The organism is Herbaspirillum sp. GW821-FHT09A12 (assembly GCF_059418325.1).
Genome location: NZ_JBWKPR010000001.1, coordinates 461,430 through 479,708, shown reverse-complemented (window position 1 = coordinate 479,708; position 18,279 = coordinate 461,430). Strand labels below are relative to the sequence as shown.

The window sequence follows — 18,279 nt, the reverse complement described above, 5'->3', positions numbered from 1 at the left end:
TTAAGGCGCCATATCGCTACGCAGGGGAGGCCATCGGCCTCCCTTTTTCATTGAACTGCCATACCGGGACATGTGCGGCCTCTACGTTCGGTTTCGGTCCGAATGCCCCTCGCCCCCTTCACTTCCGGCGCCAACGCCTTCCTCCCCTCGCCTGCATTGCACAGCTCCAATGCCTGCTTGAAGCGCCGATCAACATCGCTGGCGACTCCCCCTCCTCGCAGAAAAATCCCAGGCGCGCCTGATGCGCCATATCGAAATGCATTCAGTAGAAAAACGAACATCGTTCGCATGTTGAACGAATAAATTTTGGTTCAGATGAACCTTTTTTTTGTTGCCGTTTTTTTCATATTCCGTTCATAAGTCGCACGCATTCTTCACGCCTCAAGCCCCGGGATGTCCTCCTGTCCGCATCGCATTCGCGCGCCCATCGATAGAAGGACAGGCCGGCCTTTCTACAAATCCGTGAAGCCATCCGTCAATGAAACCGAAATTAAAACTGAAAGCGACATATTCCCTTGTCATGCTCGGGCTGCTTGCCGCCCATTCCGCCTGGGCCAGCACTCCTTCTGCTACCGGGCTAAGTCTCATCGAGGCCCATCGCGACAACTGGTTCGTGAATTTGCGCGACAACATACTGACGCATTACCCTCAACCTGGTTCGGACATCGAAAATATCGATCGCCTGACGGCCATAAACTATCGTCGCATTAGAAGGGAGGATCGTGATCGCGCTAACTTAGCAAGACAAGATTCTAACGAAAGCGACAACCACCCATATAGAACCTTCCTGAGGAGCGCACTCGGAGAAACGATGGCAGATTCAAGTCAGGGATTGCGACTGAATACACGCCGAGGCTTTCTCAACCTGCAAAGGTTACACAATAGAGCAACATTCCTTTCCAGAGAAACCTACAATTACCCTCCCCACGCCGACCCTACTAGAACAACCATTGGTATCGACTTCATTCTCAAAGCTCAACATAAACGCGCGCGCCCCAGGGACACGTTGGATAGACAAGGCAACTTCATCCCCGGTGCCAGAGAGAGGCCTGGAGATTCTTTCCCCAGCGGACATTCATTTAACGGCTACCGACAAGCGTTCTTGATGGCAACGATGTTTCCGGAAAGAGGCGAAGAAGCCTATGCCAGAGCGCTTCAGTACGCGGAAAGCCGACTCGTGCGGGATGCCCATTTCGCCACCGACACCATCGCGTCACGCATGGCCATGTTTTACACCATGGCACAGACAATGGCCAACGATACGATCGCATCCGAAATCGCCAACGCCGCAAGGGCCGCGCGCCAATCCATGGAAGGCGCCTGCGATGTACCCCTGTCTCAATGCCTGCTGGCCATGGACAGTCCGGTAGCCGATCTCCACCGGTCGCAGCAGGACCGCATCGGGTATTACGGCGTGCGCACCGGATCGTCCGACGCACGGCTTGCACCGGACAGGCTCCCAGCGGAAGCCGCTTACCTGCTGCGAATGCGCTTTCCCTATCTGAATCCAGATGATTGGCGCGATATCCTGGCCGGAAGTGCCTACCCCGAGGATTCGCTGGCAGGATGGTTGATTCAGCCCGATCAGGCCAATTCGACATGGGGCTTGATCAACCTGCCCGGGGCGCATCGCGGCCCCAGCTATCTCTACCGCGACCTTAACGTCAACCAGCAAGCCGGCAGCGAATACGATATCGCAGGATTCGGCGACTTCGATATCTGGAAGAACGACATCGCAGGGCCCGGCGGACTGATCAAGGGCGGTGACGGCGTCCTGGTTCTGAACGGCAACAACACCTTCCGCGGCGGCGTCACGCTCAATGCCGGCACCCTGGCCATCACCAGCGATGCGAGCCTTGGCGCGGCCGATGGTTCGCTGACGTTCAACGGCGGCAGCTTGCTCTTCACCCAGGATATCGCTCTTTCCCCCAGGCGTTCGGTCATGTTCGATGCCGGCGGCGCCACTCTCGATACGCATGGCAATAGCGTATATATCGCGCAAGCGATCTCGGGCGCCGGCGGATTGACCAAGCAAGGCATGGGCACCCTGACCCTGTCCGGCAACAACAGTTTCAGCGGCGGCGTCACGCTCAATGCCGGCACCCTGGCCATCAGCAGCGATGCCAACCTTGGCGCGGCCAATGGAGCGCTGACGATCAACGGCGGCAACTTGCAATTCGATCGGGATGTCGCCCTTGCCCCCACGCGTCCGGTCATATTCGGTGACGACGGCGCCTTCATCGATACCAACGGCAACAATGTAAGCATCGCGCAGGCGATCTCGGGGAATGGCTTCCTGGTAAAGCAAGGAACAGGCAACCTTCTCTTGAACGGGAACAATACCTACACTGGCGCCACCATGGTTTATTCCGGCGCCCTGACCGTCAACGGCTCTCTCGCTTCCAGCGTGATGATCGATGAAGGCGCCACGCTGGGTGGCAACGGAACGATCAAGGATCTGCACCTCCTGAAAGGAGGCACGCTGGCGCCCGGCAATTCGATCGGCACCTTGACGGTCAGTGAGCGCGCCGTGCTCGATCCCGGTTCGCGCTTTCGCGTAGAAGCCAATGCCGCGGGCCAGGTGGATCAGCTCAAGGCCGGCAACGCCACCATCGGCGGCGCGACGGTTGACGTCCAGGCCGACCGCGGCAACTATAACCGCGAGACCAATTACACGATCGTTCAGGCCGATACGCTCAACGGCACCTTCGCCAATGTCACCTCGAACCTGGCTTTCCTCACGCCGACGCTCAGTTACCCCGACCAGCAAGTGGTGCTGACGCTCTCGCGCAATCACGTCAAGTACACCGATCTTGCCGCCACGCGCAACCAGATGGCGGTAGCCAACGCATTGGAGACGATGTCGCTTTCCGCATCGCAAGACCTTCATCATGCGATCAATACCATCGACAGCCTATCGGCGCCGCAAGCACGCTTGGCGCTGGCCTCCGTCAACGGCGCCGGCCTGGTGTCCGCGCAGCGGCTGGGGACGGCGTTTTCGGCCGGTGTTGGCAATCAGATGCGCGCACGCCTGAGCATGCTCTCCAATGCGGAGGGCAATAACCTGGCATCGTCGAACGCGCCCCTGATGCTCGCCGCAAACGATAGCGTCGACGACCTGATGCAATCGCTGCAGCCGCAATCGAAGTTTTCTCTGGCGGGCGGGATCCCCTCCGCCAAAGGCCACCAGTTCGGCCTCTGGCTACGCGGCTATGGCAGCCAGCAAAAGACCGAGGGGGATAGCAACCATGGAACGGCTCACCTGCGCGATCGCGGCGCAAGCATCGGGTTCGATGCGCAAGTTGCGGATGGCCTGGTGCTTGGCGTCGCGTTCAGCCACAGCAACAGCAACCTGAATACGGATGATGCCGTCACCGGACGTTCGCGCGGCAATGCCGCAGCGCTCTATGCCGGATACGCCATCGGCAACTGGAACCTCAGCGGTTCGGTCAACATGGCCCGCAACAACAACCATACCCAGCGCCAATTGTCGTTCGGCAGCCTGCAACAGATTGCCACGGCCGACTTCCGCTCCCGCAGCACCTCCGTGTATGGCGAGGCGACCTACGACATCCCCATGTCGAACTGGATACTGCGCCCGCTGCTGGGACTGTCCTGGACGCACAGCAAGAGCGATGGTTTTGTGGAAAGCGGCGCGCCGGGGCTGAACCTGCAGGTCAATGGGCGCAGCGACCATGCCGTGAAAACCCTGCTTGGCACGAAAGCGGTATTTGCCCTCGGCGACAACATCCAGTTGCAGCCGCGCCTGATCTGGTCGCACGATTTCGGCAACAGCAACGCGCCGATGAGCAGCCAGTTCCAGGGCAGCGACATCGTGTTCTCCAGCTACGGCGCCGAAATACCGCGCGAATCGATCATTGGCGGATTGACCGTATCGGGCCAGGCGAGCAGCTATTTGTCGCTCTTCGCGGATGTGCAAGCCGAATACAATTCGCGGCAGAGCAACCTCGGCTTTTTGGTAGGCTTCAGGGGTAGCTGGTAAGCACAGGCGTTGACGCCAGGCGCCTGTTCCCAATGCAGCGGGAACAGGCGCCTCACTCTCAGGCCGATTCAGGCCGATGCCGCCGGCGATCCGCTTCCATTGGGAATTGCCGCAGCTGGACAAGGACGGCATCTGCGGCTTCGATTGAAGCGCCGCGCCCTGCCGCCGAAACCATTTGTTGCAAATGCCTGACCGCGCTTAGCAAGCCCGCAGTGTCCAATGCAGCCTCATCGGAATTGTTCAAGGAGGCTTTATGAAGAAACTTGCAACGGCGATCGTGGCGACACTGCTGCTGGCAAACCTGGGCGGCTGCGTATGCGCGCCGTGGTTCTGCGGACCGGGAGGCGGCGGCCCCGATGGCGGGCGCGGCGGCTGGGGCGACGGCGGCGGGCGCGGCGGCCCGCACTGAACCGGGCGCGGCATCGGCCGGGCTGAAATGCCCTTGCCCGGCTGCCCGTAAACGCAAAAAGCCCACCAAACAGTGGGCCGTTCATCGATTAATTCTGGATTTTCCGCGGCCCATGCCATCTGCATGGTGCCGCCTGATCAAACAGCCCGATCCATCTGATCGGTGCCATTTCAAATACAGCCGGTCGTTGATTCCGTGCGCCCGCTCTTGGCAGAGCGCCTGGCAACGACCTTTAATAAACTATTTGCTTGGCCGGCTTTCGCATCCCGCATGCCCGTGCTATCTGCACGCTGGCATGCGGCTGCGAAGGCCGGCCCGGTCCTGGGCAAATCCTGGCTGATGCCGGGCTTGCCGAGGCGCTTGCGTCACCACATCCCCGATTCAATCTACCGACCCATGCTATCTGCAAGGTGCCGGTCTGCGGGTATCCGAAAATCGGGAAAGTAAAGACGCTTGGCTGCTACCCGGCCTGGCTATCTGTTGCGTATGGACATCCGATAGCGTTCAGGCTTGAGCGCAATAATATTCAGGCGATAACCTTGATGTTGCTGGCCTTCTCGCCCTTGGCGCCAACGCTGCGTTCAAACGACACGCGCTGGTTCTCGGACAAGCTTTTGAAGCCGGTGGACTGGATGTCCTGGAAGTGGGCGAACAAGTCCGCGCCGCCTGCATCGGGAGTGATGAAGCCGAAGCCCTTGGCATCGTTGAACCATTTAACTACGCCTGTTTGTGTGCTCATGATATTTCCTTTGGTTGAATAGGGCTAACATGCCCGAAAGGCACTTGAGACCAAGAAATGAAACCGAAGGAAAGAAAACAGAACGACCGGAGGGAGAACAACAGTCAGGCGGAATTTGAACCAACAAGGAATACGACTTGATGCAAGTACGGGACGAATTGTACACGTTTTTGGCCGGCCGGACAAAAATCCTGTCTTTTGTGCGTTTTGTGTGTTTTGTACGATCAGCGCAACAGTAAAACAATCATGCAGGCACGTCCCCTGGTTCGGAACGCGCCCGTGCCCGCGTGGAGCGGACTGATACCGGGTGACGAGCGGATATTCCAACGTTGGAAATTACCGCGCGCGGCAAGGACCGGGATTGACCAGCAGGCTTTGCCGCGACCGCAATTCCGCTACGTTGCGCCATCGCCACACCGCCATCGGAAAGCCGGCGACATGCCTTGCCGCACCTTACAATCTGCGCGATGGCCAGCGGTTTTCATACCCCATTTCCTTGTTATCCAGCCGCCTGGTTTGTCGTGCCTTCGCTTCACCCCGCATGTGATGTCTCATCACTATCAACCCGCTTGCAACGGCTCCCGTTGCGACGCATCCGAAGGAGAAAATAATGGGCTTACTCGATCAACTCGCAGGGCAGGTGTTGGGCAATCTCGGCACCCAATCCCAGGATCAGACGCAATCGTCGGCGCTGTTGTCCGGCGTGATGTCGCTGGTCAACCAGGCCGGCGGCGTACAAGGGTTGCTGACCCAGTTGCAGCAAGGCGGCCTCGGCGAACAGGTGGCGTCCTGGCTGGGCTCCGGCCAGAACCAGCCGGTTTCCGGCGACCAAATCGCCAGCGCGCTCGGCAATGATTCGCTGGCGCAAGTCGCGCAGCAGGCCGGCGTGGCGCCGGAACATGCCGCGGACGGGCTGGCGCAGCTGCTGCCGCAAGTCATCGACCACCTCAGCCCGAACGGCCAGGTCACCGACAACAATGCGCTGCTGGAACAAGGCTTGGCCTTGCTCAAGGGCAAGCTGTTCGGATAGCCTGCCGCGCCATGCCGTTGGCCTCCCGCGCCGGCGGCATGGCGGTTTCGCAAGCGCCAGGCAAGGCTGGCTTGCGATGGAATCTTTTGCGCCCTCCGGTCAACGTGCGCTCCCGCAAGCTCGTTGATGGAAATATCGCCACACAATGAATCGTTGAAATCAAATAAAACGTTGCAAGAACGTGACAAGAAAGAAGAACTGATTCACAAAATCAATTGGCCTATCAATCAAGGAGATGACGATGATGCATTACATCTGGATGTTCATAGTCGGTATCGTTGTTGGCGCAATCGCTCGCTTAATCGTTCCTGGCAGTGAGCATATGGGTATTTTTCTGACCGGCATCCTGGGCATTGTCGGTTCTTTCGTCGGAGGCTTCATTGGCCGCCTGTTCAGCCGCCCCGCCGATGGCGCCATGATCCATCCGGCCGGCATCATCCTGTCTATCGTCGGCGCCATCCTGGCCCTGCTCGCCTACAACCATTTTGTACGTTGATGCTGGAAAGCGGTTTTACACAAAGCTGGTTCGACAATCATTCCTGACGGAGAAAACCATGAACATCTCTTTACGCGCTGTACTCGCCACAGCCGGACTCCTGCTGGCGGCCAGCAGTTTCGCCCAAACGCCGGCCCCAGCTGCACCCGCAACCGGCGCCGCCACCGCGCTGTGCAAGGACGGCACGCCGTATACGGGCGAATCGAAGAAGGGCGCCTGTTCCGGACATAAGGGCATCAAGGAATGGTACGGCGCCAAGGGCGCACCTGCAGTAGCCGCGGCCTCGCCTGCTGCGCCCGCCCCCGCTGCGGCAACTCCAGCCGCTGCCGCAGCCCCCGCCAAGGCCGCCCCGGCACAGCCGGCAATGGCCGCCGGCGGCGGTGCAGGCAAGGTCTGGGTCAACAGCGCCACCAAGACATATCATTGCTCGGGATCGAAATGGTATGGCAAGACCAAAGCCGGCGAATACATGAACGAAGCCGATGCCAAGGCCAAAGGCAATCACGCCGATCACGGCAAAGCCTGTTCATGATTTCCGGCATTGCCGCCAACTGATGCCGCTTCGCGCTTCAAGGGTGACGCAAACGCGTAGCCCTTGGCGCATTTGCACTTGATATCCGAAGCTTAAACCAATGATTTTTTCGTTCAGAAGCATCCGCCGTCTTGCTGCCGCCGCACTGATGATTGCTCTGAGTAGCGCCGCCGCAACGGCAGCCCCCTTCGTCCATCCGGGCGCCTTACATACCCAAAACGATTTCGATCGCATGAAAACCAAGGTCGATCAAGGTGCGCAGCCTTGGCTGGCCGGATGGCATATGCTGATCAACAATCCGCATGCCTCGCTGACCTGGCAGCCTCGTCCTGCCAAGGCGATCTATCGCGGCAAAGACGGCGCCGGCCATCCTGAAAACTACGGCGCGCTATTCAACGATGCCGCCGCGGCCTATGCGCTTGCTTTGCGCTGGAAAGTCAGCGGCGACGATGCCTATGCCGACAAGGCGGCCGCCATCCTGGATGCATGGTCCGGCACACTGAGCGAAATCGATGGAAGTTCAGACAAATTCCTGGCGTCCGGCATTTACGGCTATCAGTTCGCCAATGCCGCGGAAATCATGCGCACCTACAAGAAATGGCCGGAGCAGAATGTCCAGCGTTTCAAAACGATGATGCTCAACGTGTTCTATCCGATGAACCACGATTTTCTGGTGCGGCACAACGGCGCGAAGATCGATCACTATTGGGCCAACTGGGATCTGGCCAACATGAGTTCGATGATCGCCATCGGCATCCTGACCGACCGGCGCGACATCTACAATGAGGCGATCGACTATTTCAAGAGCGGCCTGGGAAATGGCGCCATCGAACATCTGGTATGGCAGCTTTATCCGGACGGGCTGGGACAAATCCAGGAAAGCGGGCGCGATCAGGGCCACAGCACGCTCGACTTGGCGCTGGCAGGCTCGTTCTGCCAGATGGCCTGGAATCAGGGCGACGACCTGTTCGGCTATCAGGACAACCGCTTGCTGCGCGGTATCGAATACGTCGCCAAATACAATCTCGGCAATGACGTGCCTTACACAACTTACCGCAACAGCGACGTAACCCAGGCCGTCATCTCCAGCAACGGCCGCGGCGACATCCGCCCGATCTGGGAACTGCTGTACAACCACTATGCCGTTCTCAAGGGACTGGCAGCGCCCTATACGCAAATGTTCGCCGAAAAAGTGCGCCCTGAGGGCGGCGGCGGCAACTACGGCCCGAATAGCGGCGGCTTCGATCAGCTGGGCTACGGAACGCTGACTTACACGTTGAAATAGGAAACCGTTATCCATTTCGTGTGCGGAGGAACCTGTACACTCACGCCCCGAAAACTTATAAAACTCCTGCTCCAGGCCGCCATCATTCTTCCCCCTTTCATCCCCGACGAAGAAGTCGAACTGACTGCCATTCGCGCACAAGGCGCAGGCGGGCAGAACGTCAACAAGGTATCGAGCGCCATCCACCTGCGTTTCGATATCCGGGCATCGTCCTTGCCGGACGCTGTGAAGCAGCGCCTGCTGGCATTGCGGGATCATCGCATCAGCAAGGAAGGGGTGATCATCATCAAGGCCCAGGCGCACCGCAGCCAGGAAAAGAACAAGGCGGACGCCATGCAACGCCTGCAGGAAATGGTGGCGCTCGTGACCCAGGTATCGGCCATGCGCAGGCCGACCCGGCCGACCCGTGGTTCGCAGCGCAGGCGGCTGCAAACAAAGAAACAGCACGGTGAAATCAAGTCGATGCGGGGCAAGGTTCGGGACTAATGCCGAACCTAATGATTAAAAAAAGATAAGTTTGGACTGCCCCTCCAAAAAAAGTTGGACACCAATCCAACCTTTGGGGTGTTTTTCACGAAGCGCCCTCTACCTGCTGCACCAATCCCATGGCAAAGCGGCCATGGCCGACAGACCAGTCCGAATAATCATTCTCGTGCATGAAGATCAGGATGTCCGCCGGGTTCACCTGCGCGCTGGCCTGAAGATTTTGCGCGATGGCCGCGTACAGCGCGCGCTTCATGGCGTCGCTGCGCCCACGACGCATCGTGATCTCCACCACGACCACACGATCCGAGCGCGCGACACCGTTGAACGTGCGACTGCACCAGAACTGCTCTGGCCGGTAGTCGGCGACGAGATTGAACAACTCATCCTGCGGCATGCCGATGCTGTCCACCAGTGCCTGATGGATGCCTTGGACGATGGCTTCGCGCTGGGATTGCGGGGTGTCTTGAGGGACGTTGGTACGAACGAATGGCATGATGTATGTTCTATTTAATCAAATATCTTATGGAGTGACGGAGAAATTCGCCTTAGAATTTACCTTGGATTGTGTTCATATTTCATCGATCATGAAAGCGATTTGTTTGCAACATCTATGTGCAATAAAATCAAATAAATGAAACGTCGTCTGCCCCCACTCAACGCGCTGCGCGCATTCGAAGCCGCGGCCCGGCTGGGTCGCATGACGGCGGCTGCCGAAGAGATGTCGGTGTCGCCGGGAGCCATCAGCCGCCAGGTGCAGCAGTTAGAACGCAGCCTGGGCATGCCCCTGTTCGAAGGCAGCAAGAATCGCCCGAGGCTGACGGACGCAGGAAGCAAGCTATTGCCGGCGCTGTCTGCTGCTTTCCAGCACATCGAAGACGCCGTGAGTGAGATCAGTGATGACAGCCGCGAACCACTGGACGTGGCCTGTTTCAGCACATTCATCGTGAAATGGCTCATCCCCCGACTCTTCGACTTCAACGCAAGGCATCCAGACATCGAGATCCGCCTGCGCACCACGGATGCCAGTGGCGGGCAGGCGCCGTGCGATCTGTCGATCACTGTGGATGAAGCAGCCCATGGGGATGACGCTTCGGTTCTGCCGCTGTTCAGCGAATGGTTGGGACCGGTATTGGCGCCGTCACTGGCCCGGCAACTTACCCTGAAGCGTCCCGTCGATCTCACGGAGCAGGTTCTGCTGCATACGCGCACACGGCGCAATGCCTGGGACATGTGGCGTACTGCGACAAAAACCTCTCCAATCGCCGCAACAGGTGCTGAGTTCGAGCACTACTACTTCACCTTGGAGGCTGCCGTGCGCGGCCTGGGCATCGCGGTCGCGCCATGGCATCTGGTCATGGACGACCTGGAATCGGGCCGACTGGTGGCACCTTTCGGGTTCAGGCTCTCGGGTTACCGGTATATCGCTCAGCGCCGCATGGCTCGATCGCATCCGCGACTCGATGTCTTTTGCAACTGGCTGGCGACACAGGCAAGGGCGATGCCGGAACCGACTATTTGAGAGATTCTTGCGCAAGCAGGGTGGGGGCCCAAAGTGGGAAGATACCTTGAGAAGACAAATGGCAAAGGAATCCCAGAAGATTCCTCTGTTGATTAATCAGGAATGAACTTTGATAGGTGGGGATGGTGCTGGAGTGGGATAACGAGAGTGGATCAGAAACGCCTATCTACCAATCTCGTTTTCTTTTGTGGGGCCAGTGATAAAAACCCTCGTCTTAAGCTTGGGAAGCTTCTGCTCTACCATTGAGCTACACCCGCGTGTGGGTGGGGATTATACCGGGTTACTGAGGGTCTTTTCCAACGTTGGGAATTTGCTGGGGACATTACTGGTGCAAGCAAAAGAGATTAAACTTGCAAAAAATTTTGACCGCCCTTAGAGGGTGAAGAGTGGAGAAGTTACTGATAAGAATTAAAAGAGGGAGGGGATTTGTACGATCAATCATTCTGTCATCGTTCTCTTGATAAAGAAATCCGGAAAAGTGATTTTCGGCAAATTCCGAGATCCGATCAAAATACGTTTAGAGAAAATTTGCTGGCTGAGGCTGTTGCAGCGGCGTCCAATTCATTTGGAACACCAGTCAATCCCCTACATTCTTTCCCGTTGAAAAGAAAAGAAATCTATGGCTTTGCGCAATTGAGCCACGATTTGGTTTCAAGGAAGCTATGTAGCAATCTGAAGCGCATTTTTCCGTCTGCGTTAATTGGACGATCGCAAATAATATCCAATCTCCAACTGCTACTCGAAGAAGGTGTTCCTTATCGGGTCTATCGCTTGGACGTAAAAAATTTCTACGAATCATTTAATCAAAATCAGCTTCTTCGAGAAATAAAAGAATTACGAAGATTGAGTCCTCGGAGTAAGTCTTTAATCTCTTCTTTGATGGAAAACTATATTTCTATTGGAGGGGCCGGAGTACCAAGAGGTCTCGCTCTAAGCGCGACATTGTCAGACTTCATGATGCGTCGCTTCGACTCTTCAATTCGTAGCTTCTCAGATGTTTATTACTACGCGCGTTATGTCGACGATATTATCGTCGTCACATCTGCTCGTGAAAAATCAAAACATCTTCTAAGGGAGATTGAGAAAAATCTACCTACCGGCCTTGTACTGAACAACAGAAAGAAAAAGCTTGTTGAGGTAACGACCAAAGTGGCACCGGAAAAGAACCGGCTTCTCCAAAGATTTTCCTTTGAATACTTGGGTTATTCCTTCAAAGTCCATGAGCCAATCCAGATAAAAAACAAGGCGTCAGACTCCCATTTTAGAGGAGTGACTTTAGACATTGCAGAAACAAAAATTCAAAAAATAAAGACCCGTATCACTCGGTCTTTCCTTGACTATTCAAAGAACAAAGACTGGTCACTACTCGCTGACAGAATAAAATTTCTAACGCAAAATTTTAGTGTCTACAACCAAAAAGTGGGAGGAAAAAAATTGGCTGGCATCTTCCATAGTTATCCACAAATCACTAATGATGCCACTGCATTGATAGAGCTAGATCGGTTTCTTCGATATGCAGTCTTATCCAATAAAGGTCGTGTTTTTTCTCAATCCCACGCCCTTCTTAGCGACAAACAAAAAAGGTCTATATTAGGTCAAAGTTTCGTTCGCGGTCATAGCAAAAGATCTTTCGTATATTTTTCTGCTCTGAGAATTTCTGAAATTCAGAAATGTTGGTCTTATTGATTCGGAGTAAAAATGAAAAAAAAGAATCGAATCAAACGAAGCGACTACGACAGAGTCCTCATTACAGAAACTTTGCCTTACGAAACACCCATTATCTTCTCGAATGACGGGCTATATCAGCGCATAAAATCATTTGAAAATAAAAATGATATTCAAGATGTTCTCACCGCAGCTCTTGTTTTTGGAGATGAGAACAAGAAGATAAATCCAACAATTCCTTATCTATATAAGATCAAAAAGAATTCTACGGAGTTTCGTCGGCTTGCCCTTATACATCCGCTCTCACAATGGAAGATCAGAAATTTTTATAAGAAATATGAACGATTGATTATCCATTACTGCTCAAAGAGTCCCTCCTCCATACGCTCACCTGAAAAAATAGCTGGCAGCTTTTATAACAAGAGTTCTTGGGAAAATATCAATCAATACAAGAATGATTCAGCAACGCTTTCAACAAATGACAGATATGTAAAACATGCACCTACGTTTTTTGCTTACAAAGGATACGATCGTCTCTACAAATTTTTCAATTCCCGGTTTTACTTTCATCTTGAAAAGAAATTTTCCGTTCTCATGACGTTGGATGTTTCAAAATGTTTTGACAGCATTTACACCCACGGTCTTTCTTGGGCGATCAAAGATAAATCTTTTACCAAGGAGAACATCAATGTTTCTTCAACTTTTGCACAGGAATTTGATCAGATCATTAGACATGGAAATCACAACGAGACAAACGGAATACCAATCGGCCCTGAAGTTAGTAGGATTTTTGCTGAAATTCTCTTTCAGTCGATAGATTTTAGGGCGGTATCGAAGCTCGACCAATATGAGTATGGTGTTGACTACGTATTTTTAAGATACGTGGATGATGTGTTTATCTTTTCACATGATGAAGCCACTGCGAAATTGGTTTATGACGTATATGCTGATTTACTCACTTCTTTTAATCTTCACGCAAATACAGCAAAGTCGTCAGTGTTGCATCGGCCGTTCTTTACTGCAAAGTCGAGGCTAATCTTTGAAGTCGGCAAGCTTTCCGAGGATTTCTTCTCAAGCTTCTTGACCGAACAGGGCCCGGGAACGCTAGTTCCTCAAAAAGTGTTTTCTCGCTGGAAATTAACCAAAGGATATATTGATTCGATTAAGGCTTTGTGTTCGTCTAACGAAGCTAACTATGATCAAATCGCCTCATTTTTAATTTCCGTCATCACAGAGAGAATAAAAAAGCTGGTAAATAACTCCCTGACTGATGAAGAACCCATTGGTGTAGCAGAGACGTATCGTAAAGCGCTGGAAATTTTACTTGATGTACTCTTTTTCCTTTATAGCGTAGCACCCTCTGTCAGCGCATCCTATAAGTTAAGTACCTCTCTAATTTTATCCTTGCGCTTCTCTAAGCGATATTTGCCAAAGCACGCTGAGACAATATCCCACGTTATCTATGAACTTGCATCAAATCTTCTGCTCGAGCAGTGTGGAAAAGTTCACGGAGAGGGGGTAGAAGGATTCATTCATCTTGAAGGGCTTAACATCATGTTAGCCATAAGAGAACTCGGGGAATCACATCTGTTACCAGGAAGTGTATTGAATGACTTATTCGTTAAGGATAAAGATCCTTCATATTTTACGATTATCTCCTGCTTATTTTATGTACGAGCAATTCCACAGTATGAAGACGTGAGGAGAAAGATACTCAAAGCGGCCTCTTTGAAGCTGGCAAATCTATCCGATATACAGGTTAATAGTGAGAAGGCATATCTTTTACTAGATATGCTAAGTTGCCCATTTGTCTCCCAAACTCTCAAAGAATCATGGCTAAGAAGTGTTTATAGAGTCTTGCAAAAAAATGCTCCTTCAAAAGGAGAGACTGATGATTTTTGTCGTGCAGACTCACCCTTCTTTTGGCAAGTGGATTGGTCGGACGTCGATCTGCTAAATTCGCTGGAGAAAAAGGAGTTGAAGCAGGCCTACTGATGAGTTACTCTTGAATATGAAGAGTGGGGAATGTTCTCCTCATATTTTGAATAATATCAATGTATGCCTTAGGGCCCCCGTAAAACGGGGTCTTTCTACTGCCGAGGTGGCTTTCGATTTGTTACTGATGGTTATCGAAGCAGTATGAGCGATGACTTGTTCATCCACACACTCAGTAACTTCTCCACTCTTCACCCTCTAAGGGCGGTCAAAATTTTTTGCAAGTTTAATCTCTTTTGCTTGCACCAGTAATGTCCCCAGCAAATTCCCAACGTTGGAAAAGACCCTCAGTAACCCGGTATAATCCCCACCCACACGCGGGTGTAGCTCAATGGTAGAGCAGAAGCTTCCCAAGCTTAAGACGAGGGTTCGATCCCCTTCACCCGCTCCAATTCCATGCGGCTCGTGCCGGAATCTTCCGGACAGGATATCCGGGCCGCGCCTCACCGATTCACGAGTATTTCATGTCTGAGAACAAATCCGGCAAGCCGCTTTTCTATGATCCCAGCGAGCGCCGCATCCGCAGCTTTGTGACCCGCACCGGGCGCGTTTCCAATGCGCAAGGGCGTGCGCTGGAGGAGCTGGGGCCGAAATTCCTGCTGCCTTATGCCAAGGAAACGCTGGACCTGGATGCCGCGTTCGGCCGCAATGCGCCGACGGTGCTTGAGATCGGTTTCGGCATGGGCGAGACCAGCGCCAAGATCGCCGCGCTGATGCCGGAAAAGAATTTCATCGGCGTGGAAGTGCATACGCCGGGCGTGGGCAGTTATCTGAAACTGGTGGACGAAGGCAAGCTTGCCAACGTGCGCATCATCCAGCACGATGCGGTGGAGGTGCTGAACCACATGATCGCGCCAGGCTCGCTGGCCGGCGCGCACGTGTTCTTCCCCGACCCGTGGCACAAGGCGCGCCACAACAAGCGCCGCCTGATCCAGGGGCCGCTGGTGCAGCTCCTGAGCTCGCGGCTGGCGGTTGGCGGTTACCTCCATTGCGCTACCGACTGGGAAGAGTATGCGATCCAGATGCTGGAAGTGCTGGGCGCCGAACCGACGCTGAAAAACACCTCCTCCGATCCGTCCGGCTATTCGCCGCGCCCCGACTACCGTCCCACCACCAAGTTCGAGAACCGTGGCTTGCGGCTGGGGCATGGGGTGTGGGATCTGGTATTCGAGAAGAAAGCCTGAGGCTTCATTGCGCTTCGGCGCTGCAATGAAAAACGGCATGCTGTTTGCAGCATGCCATTTTTTTGCGCGTTAATTTTGCGCGTTAAACCGGGCTGGGCGACAAGAAGAAGTTCAGCGCAAGCTTGGCTCCTCCGCGATGCTGACCATCAGCCTTGCGCTTCCTCCACGCCGGCGATCAGCGAGATGATTTGCGCGCCGTAGGTTTCCAGTTTCTTTTCGCCTACGCCATTGACGTGGCGCAGGTCGTCCAGCGATTGCGGGCGCGCCTTGGCGATCTCGCGCATGGTGGCGTCGTGGAAGATGACGTAGGCCGGCACGTTGTGTTCGCGCGCGGTTTCCACGCGCCACCAGCGCAGCTTCTCGAACAGCGCCTGCTCTTCGGTCGACAGGTCGGTCTCGACGAAGCTGGAACGCTGCGAACCGCGCTTGGGCTTGACGGGTTTCTGGTACTGGCGCAGCTGTATCTTCTGCTCGCCGCGCAGCACCGGGCGGGCGGCGTCGGTGAGCTTGAGCGCGCTGTAGTTCTCGTGGTCGACGGTCAGCAGCCCCAGCGCGATCACCTGGCGCAGGATGGCGCGCCACTCGGCCTCGCCGCGGTCGCTGCCGATGCCGAATACCGAGAGCTGGTCATGGCGCCACTGCTTGACGCGCTCGCCATCGATGCCGCGCAGCACCTCGATCACATGGCCGGGCGCGAAGCGTTGTTCGACACGGTAGACGGTGGACAGCAGCTTTTGCACTTCAACCGTGGCGTCGAAGGATACCGGCGGCGTCATGCAGATGTCGCAGTTGTTGCAGGGGCTGGCTTCCTGGTCGAAGTAATTGAGCAGGCGCACGCGCCGGCAGTTCAGGGTTTCGCACAGGCCGAGCATGGCGTCGAGCTTGGCGCCTTGCACCCGCTTGAAGCTTTCGTCGGCTTCCGACTCGCCGATCATGCGGCGCTGCTGCACCACGTCTTGCAGGCCGTAGGCCATCCAGGCGTCGGCCGGCAAACCGTCGCGGCCGGCGCGACCGGTTTCCTGGTAATAGCCTTCGACGCTCTTGGGCAGGTCGAGGTGGCAGACGAAACGCACGTCGGGTTTATCGATGCCCATGCCGAAGGCGATGGTGGCGACCATCACGATCTTGTCCTCGCGCAGGAAGCGCGCCTGGTTGGCGGTGCGCTGCGCATAGTCCATGCCGGCGTGGTAGGCCAGCGCGTCCAGGCCTTCGCCGCGCAGGAATTCGGCGGTTTCTTCCACCTTCTTGCGCGACAGGCAGTAGACGATCCCGGCGTCCTCCGGATGCTCGCTCTTGATGAAGTCCAGCAACTGCTTGCGGCCGTTGGCCTTTTCCACGATCTGGTAGCGGATGTTGGGACGGTCGAAGGAGGAGACGAACTGGCGCGCCTGTTCCAGCTGCAGGCGGTGGATGATCTCTTCACGGGTCTGGGCGTCCGCGGTGGCGGTCAGCGCAATGCGCGGCACCTGCGGGAAGCGCTCGTGCAGCACCGAGAGCTTGATGTATTCGGGACGGAAGTCATGCCCCCATTGCGAGACGCAATGCGCCTCGTCGATGGCGAACAGCGAGATATTGGCCGACTGCAGCAGTTCCAGGCAACGCGGCGTCATCAGCCGTTCCGGCGCGACGTAGAGCAGGTCGAGGTCGCCGGTACGCAGGCGGCGTTCGATCTGCAGCGCCTCGTCGAAACTCTGGGTGGAGTTGAGGAAGGCGGCGCGCACGCCGACTTCGTCCAGCGCATCGACCTGATCCTGCATCAGCGCGATCAGCGGCGACACCACCACCCCCACGCCGTCGCGCAGCAAGGCCGGCACCTGGTAGCACAGCGACTTGCCGCCGCCGGTCGGCATCAGGACCAGCGCATCGCCGCCGTTGGCGACGTGCTGGACGATCTCGTCCTGGTGCCCGCGGAAGGACGAATAGCCGAACACGGTCTCCAGCACATGCAGGGCACGTTGCGGCAAAGGGGTGTCGGCAGGCAGGGTATCGAAATCGACCATGGATCTTTATACAGGTGTCGCGGGACTGGCGGAAACGAAAGGCGCCAGAAAGACGCTATTTTATTGCAGCCAGCCCTGGCCGACCGCAACCAGCAGGAATATCCCCAGCGCGGCGCGATAGACGATGAAGGGCCAGGTGGAGAATTTCTCCAGGAACTTCATCAGCCCCCAGATCGCAGCAAAGGCCGAAACGCTGGCCACGACCAAGCCGAACAGCAGCACGCCCCAGGCTTGCAGCGGGATATGCGCGTGCAGCAGCACGGCCAGCTCTTTCAGGCCGGCCAGGGCGATGGCCGGCAACCCCAGCAGGAAAGAAAAGCGCGCCGCCTCTTCACGGCGGAAATTGAGGAACAAGGCGGCGGTGAGCGTGGAGCCGGAGCGCGACACGCCCGGGATCAGCGCGCCGACCTGGGCGATGCCGACGATGAGCGCATCGCGCAGGCGCATCTGGCTGACGCTGCGGCGATGGCGGCACGCCAGTTCGGCAATCGCCAGCAGGATGGCCATCGCGATGCAGGAATAGCCGATCACGCTCAGGCTGCGCAGCGGCGAGCCGCAGGCATTGAGTACGTGCGACAGCGCCAGCCCGGCAATGCCGATGGGAATGGTGGCCAGGATGATGGCCACCGCCAGCTTGAACATGGGGTCATTGAAATCGCGGCGGCGCCAGGCGGCCACGCTGCCGCCGGTGACCGCCGCCACGTCGCGGCGGAAATAACTGATCACGGCGGCCAGCGCCGCCAGTTGCATCGCCGCGGAAAACGCCGAACCGGGGTCATGCCAGCCGAGGAAGGCCGGCACGACGCGCATATGGGCGGTGGAAGAAATCGGCAACAATTCGGTGATGCCCTGGATGACGCCGAGCAAACCGATCTGCAGATAGCTAAGCGAGGCAAAGCCGATATCGAGGCCGGCGCTGCAAACATTGGCCATAAG

At 55.9% G+C, this 18,279-nt stretch carries 15 protein-coding genes and 1 tRNA gene; 12 read left to right on the top strand and 4 right to left on the bottom strand.

What is annotated here, in order from left to right:
• The first annotated feature begins 478 nt into the window (after positions 1-478).
• Complete coding sequence (locus AC07N6_RS02125) at positions 479-4,003, top strand: autotransporter domain-containing protein (RefSeq protein WP_494780671.1); 3,525 nt, start codon at positions 479-481, stop codon at positions 4,001-4,003.
• 253 nt (positions 4,004-4,256) lie between these two features.
• Positions 4,257-4,412, top strand: coding sequence for a hypothetical protein (locus AC07N6_RS02120; RefSeq protein ID WP_494780670.1), 156 nt, complete (start codon positions 4,257-4,259; stop codon positions 4,410-4,412).
• A gap of 526 nt (positions 4,413-4,938) precedes the next feature.
• Here AC07N6_RS02120 and AC07N6_RS02115 read toward each other — a convergent pair.
• A complete protein-coding gene (locus tag AC07N6_RS02115; RefSeq protein WP_141914509.1) occupies positions 4,939-5,151 on the bottom strand; it encodes a cold-shock protein in 213 nt (70 codons plus the stop codon).
• 610 nt (positions 5,152-5,761) lie between these two features.
• Between AC07N6_RS02115 and AC07N6_RS02110 the strand changes: the two genes are divergently transcribed.
• From AC07N6_RS02110 to arfB, 5 genes are all read left to right on the top strand, one after another.
• On the top strand, positions 5,762-6,181 hold the full coding sequence (locus AC07N6_RS02110; RefSeq protein WP_494780669.1) for a YidB family protein: 420 nt from the start codon (positions 5,762-5,764) through the stop codon (positions 6,179-6,181).
• Between the two features lie 241 nt (positions 6,182-6,422).
• Positions 6,423-6,677: a GlsB/YeaQ/YmgE family stress response membrane protein gene (locus AC07N6_RS02105; protein ID WP_494780668.1), complete on the top strand. Its 255-nt coding sequence runs from the start codon at positions 6,423-6,425 to the stop codon at positions 6,675-6,677.
• A 58-nt stretch (positions 6,678-6,735) separates the two neighbouring features.
• Positions 6,736-7,209 carry a DUF3761 domain-containing protein gene (locus tag AC07N6_RS02100; RefSeq protein WP_494780667.1) on the top strand — a complete coding sequence of 158 codons (474 nt, stop codon included), beginning with the start codon at positions 6,736-6,738 and terminating at the stop codon, positions 7,207-7,209.
• Positions 7,210-7,309: 100 nt separating this feature from the next.
• A complete protein-coding gene (locus AC07N6_RS02095; RefSeq protein WP_494780666.1) occupies positions 7,310-8,494 on the top strand; it encodes an alginate lyase family protein in 1,185 nt (394 codons plus the stop codon).
• 84 nt (positions 8,495-8,578) lie between these two features.
• Complete coding sequence (arfB, locus tag AC07N6_RS02090) at positions 8,579-8,980, top strand: alternative ribosome rescue aminoacyl-tRNA hydrolase ArfB (protein WP_494781265.1); 402 nt, start codon at positions 8,579-8,581, stop codon at positions 8,978-8,980.
• A gap of 85 nt (positions 8,981-9,065) precedes the next feature.
• Here arfB and AC07N6_RS02085 read toward each other — a convergent pair whose 3' ends face one another.
• On the bottom strand, positions 9,066-9,473 hold the full coding sequence (locus AC07N6_RS02085; RefSeq protein WP_494780665.1) for a tautomerase family protein: 408 nt from the start codon (positions 9,471-9,473) through the stop codon (positions 9,066-9,068).
• 138 nt (positions 9,474-9,611) lie between these two features.
• Between AC07N6_RS02085 and AC07N6_RS02080 the strand changes: the two genes are divergently transcribed.
• From AC07N6_RS02080 to trmB, 5 genes are all read left to right on the top strand, one after another.
• Complete coding sequence (locus tag AC07N6_RS02080) at positions 9,612-10,499, top strand: LysR substrate-binding domain-containing protein (protein WP_494780664.1); 888 nt, start codon at positions 9,612-9,614, stop codon at positions 10,497-10,499.
• 426 nt (positions 10,500-10,925) lie between these two features.
• Positions 10,926-12,185, top strand: coding sequence for an antiviral reverse transcriptase Drt3a (gene drt3a / locus AC07N6_RS02075; protein ID WP_494780663.1), 1,260 nt, complete (start codon positions 10,926-10,928; stop codon positions 12,183-12,185).
• A gap of 12 nt (positions 12,186-12,197) precedes the next feature.
• Positions 12,198-14,159: an antiviral reverse transcriptase Drt3b gene (gene drt3b / locus AC07N6_RS02070; protein ID WP_494780662.1), complete on the top strand. Its 1,962-nt coding sequence runs from the start codon at positions 12,198-12,200 to the stop codon at positions 14,157-14,159.
• Between the two features lie 317 nt (positions 14,160-14,476).
• Positions 14,477-14,550 (top strand) — tRNA-Gly (locus AC07N6_RS02065).
• Between the two features lie 73 nt (positions 14,551-14,623).
• The gene (gene trmB / locus AC07N6_RS02060; protein WP_494780661.1) at positions 14,624-15,343 is read left to right on the top strand and encodes a tRNA (guanosine(46)-N7)-methyltransferase TrmB; all 720 of its coding nucleotides are present in this window, start codon (positions 14,624-14,626) and stop codon (positions 15,341-15,343) included.
• Between the two features lie 146 nt (positions 15,344-15,489).
• Here trmB and recQ read toward each other — a convergent pair whose 3' ends face one another.
• Both recQ and AC07N6_RS02050 read right to left on the bottom strand, forming a co-directional pair.
• A complete protein-coding gene (gene recQ / locus AC07N6_RS02055) occupies positions 15,490-17,343 on the bottom strand; it encodes a DNA helicase RecQ (protein WP_494780660.1) in 1,854 nt (617 codons plus the stop codon).
• A 60-nt stretch (positions 17,344-17,403) separates the two neighbouring features.
• Complete coding sequence (locus AC07N6_RS02050; RefSeq protein ID WP_494780659.1) at positions 17,404-18,276, bottom strand: undecaprenyl-diphosphate phosphatase; 873 nt, start codon at positions 18,274-18,276, stop codon at positions 17,404-17,406.
• Positions 18,277-18,279 lie beyond the last annotated feature (3 nt).

Excerpts from the sequence above, each read along its gene's own strand:
- AC07N6_RS02125 (WP_494780671.1), top strand. The coding sequence starts at position 479 with ATGAAACCGAAATTAAAACTGAAAGCGACATATTCCCTTGTCATGCTC.
- AC07N6_RS02120 (WP_494780670.1), top strand. The coding sequence starts at position 4,257 with ATGAAGAAACTTGCAACGGCGATCGTGGCGACACTGCTGCTGGCAAAC.
- AC07N6_RS02115 (WP_141914509.1), bottom strand. The coding sequence starts at position 5,151 with ATGAGCACACAAACAGGCGTAGTTAAATGGTTCAACGATGCCAAGGGC.
- AC07N6_RS02110 (WP_494780669.1), top strand. The coding sequence starts at position 5,762 with ATGGGCTTACTCGATCAACTCGCAGGGCAGGTGTTGGGCAATCTCGGC.
- AC07N6_RS02105 (WP_494780668.1), top strand. The coding sequence starts at position 6,423 with ATGATGCATTACATCTGGATGTTCATAGTCGGTATCGTTGTTGGCGCA.
- AC07N6_RS02100 (WP_494780667.1), top strand. The coding sequence starts at position 6,736 with ATGAACATCTCTTTACGCGCTGTACTCGCCACAGCCGGACTCCTGCTG.
- AC07N6_RS02095 (WP_494780666.1), top strand. The coding sequence starts at position 7,310 with ATGATTTTTTCGTTCAGAAGCATCCGCCGTCTTGCTGCCGCCGCACTG.
- AC07N6_RS02085 (WP_494780665.1), bottom strand. The coding sequence starts at position 9,473 with ATGCCATTCGTTCGTACCAACGTCCCTCAAGACACCCCGCAATCCCAG.
- AC07N6_RS02080 (WP_494780664.1), top strand. The coding sequence starts at position 9,612 with ATGAAACGTCGTCTGCCCCCACTCAACGCGCTGCGCGCATTCGAAGCC.
- drt3b (WP_494780662.1), top strand. The coding sequence starts at position 12,198 with ATGAAAAAAAAGAATCGAATCAAACGAAGCGACTACGACAGAGTCCTC.
- trmB (WP_494780661.1), top strand. The coding sequence starts at position 14,624 with ATGTCTGAGAACAAATCCGGCAAGCCGCTTTTCTATGATCCCAGCGAG.
- recQ (WP_494780660.1), bottom strand. The coding sequence starts at position 17,343 with ATGGTCGATTTCGATACCCTGCCTGCCGACACCCCTTTGCCGCAACGT.
- AC07N6_RS02050 (WP_494780659.1), bottom strand. The coding sequence starts at position 18,276 with ATGGCCAATGTTTGCAGCGCCGGCCTCGATATCGGCTTTGCCTCGCTT.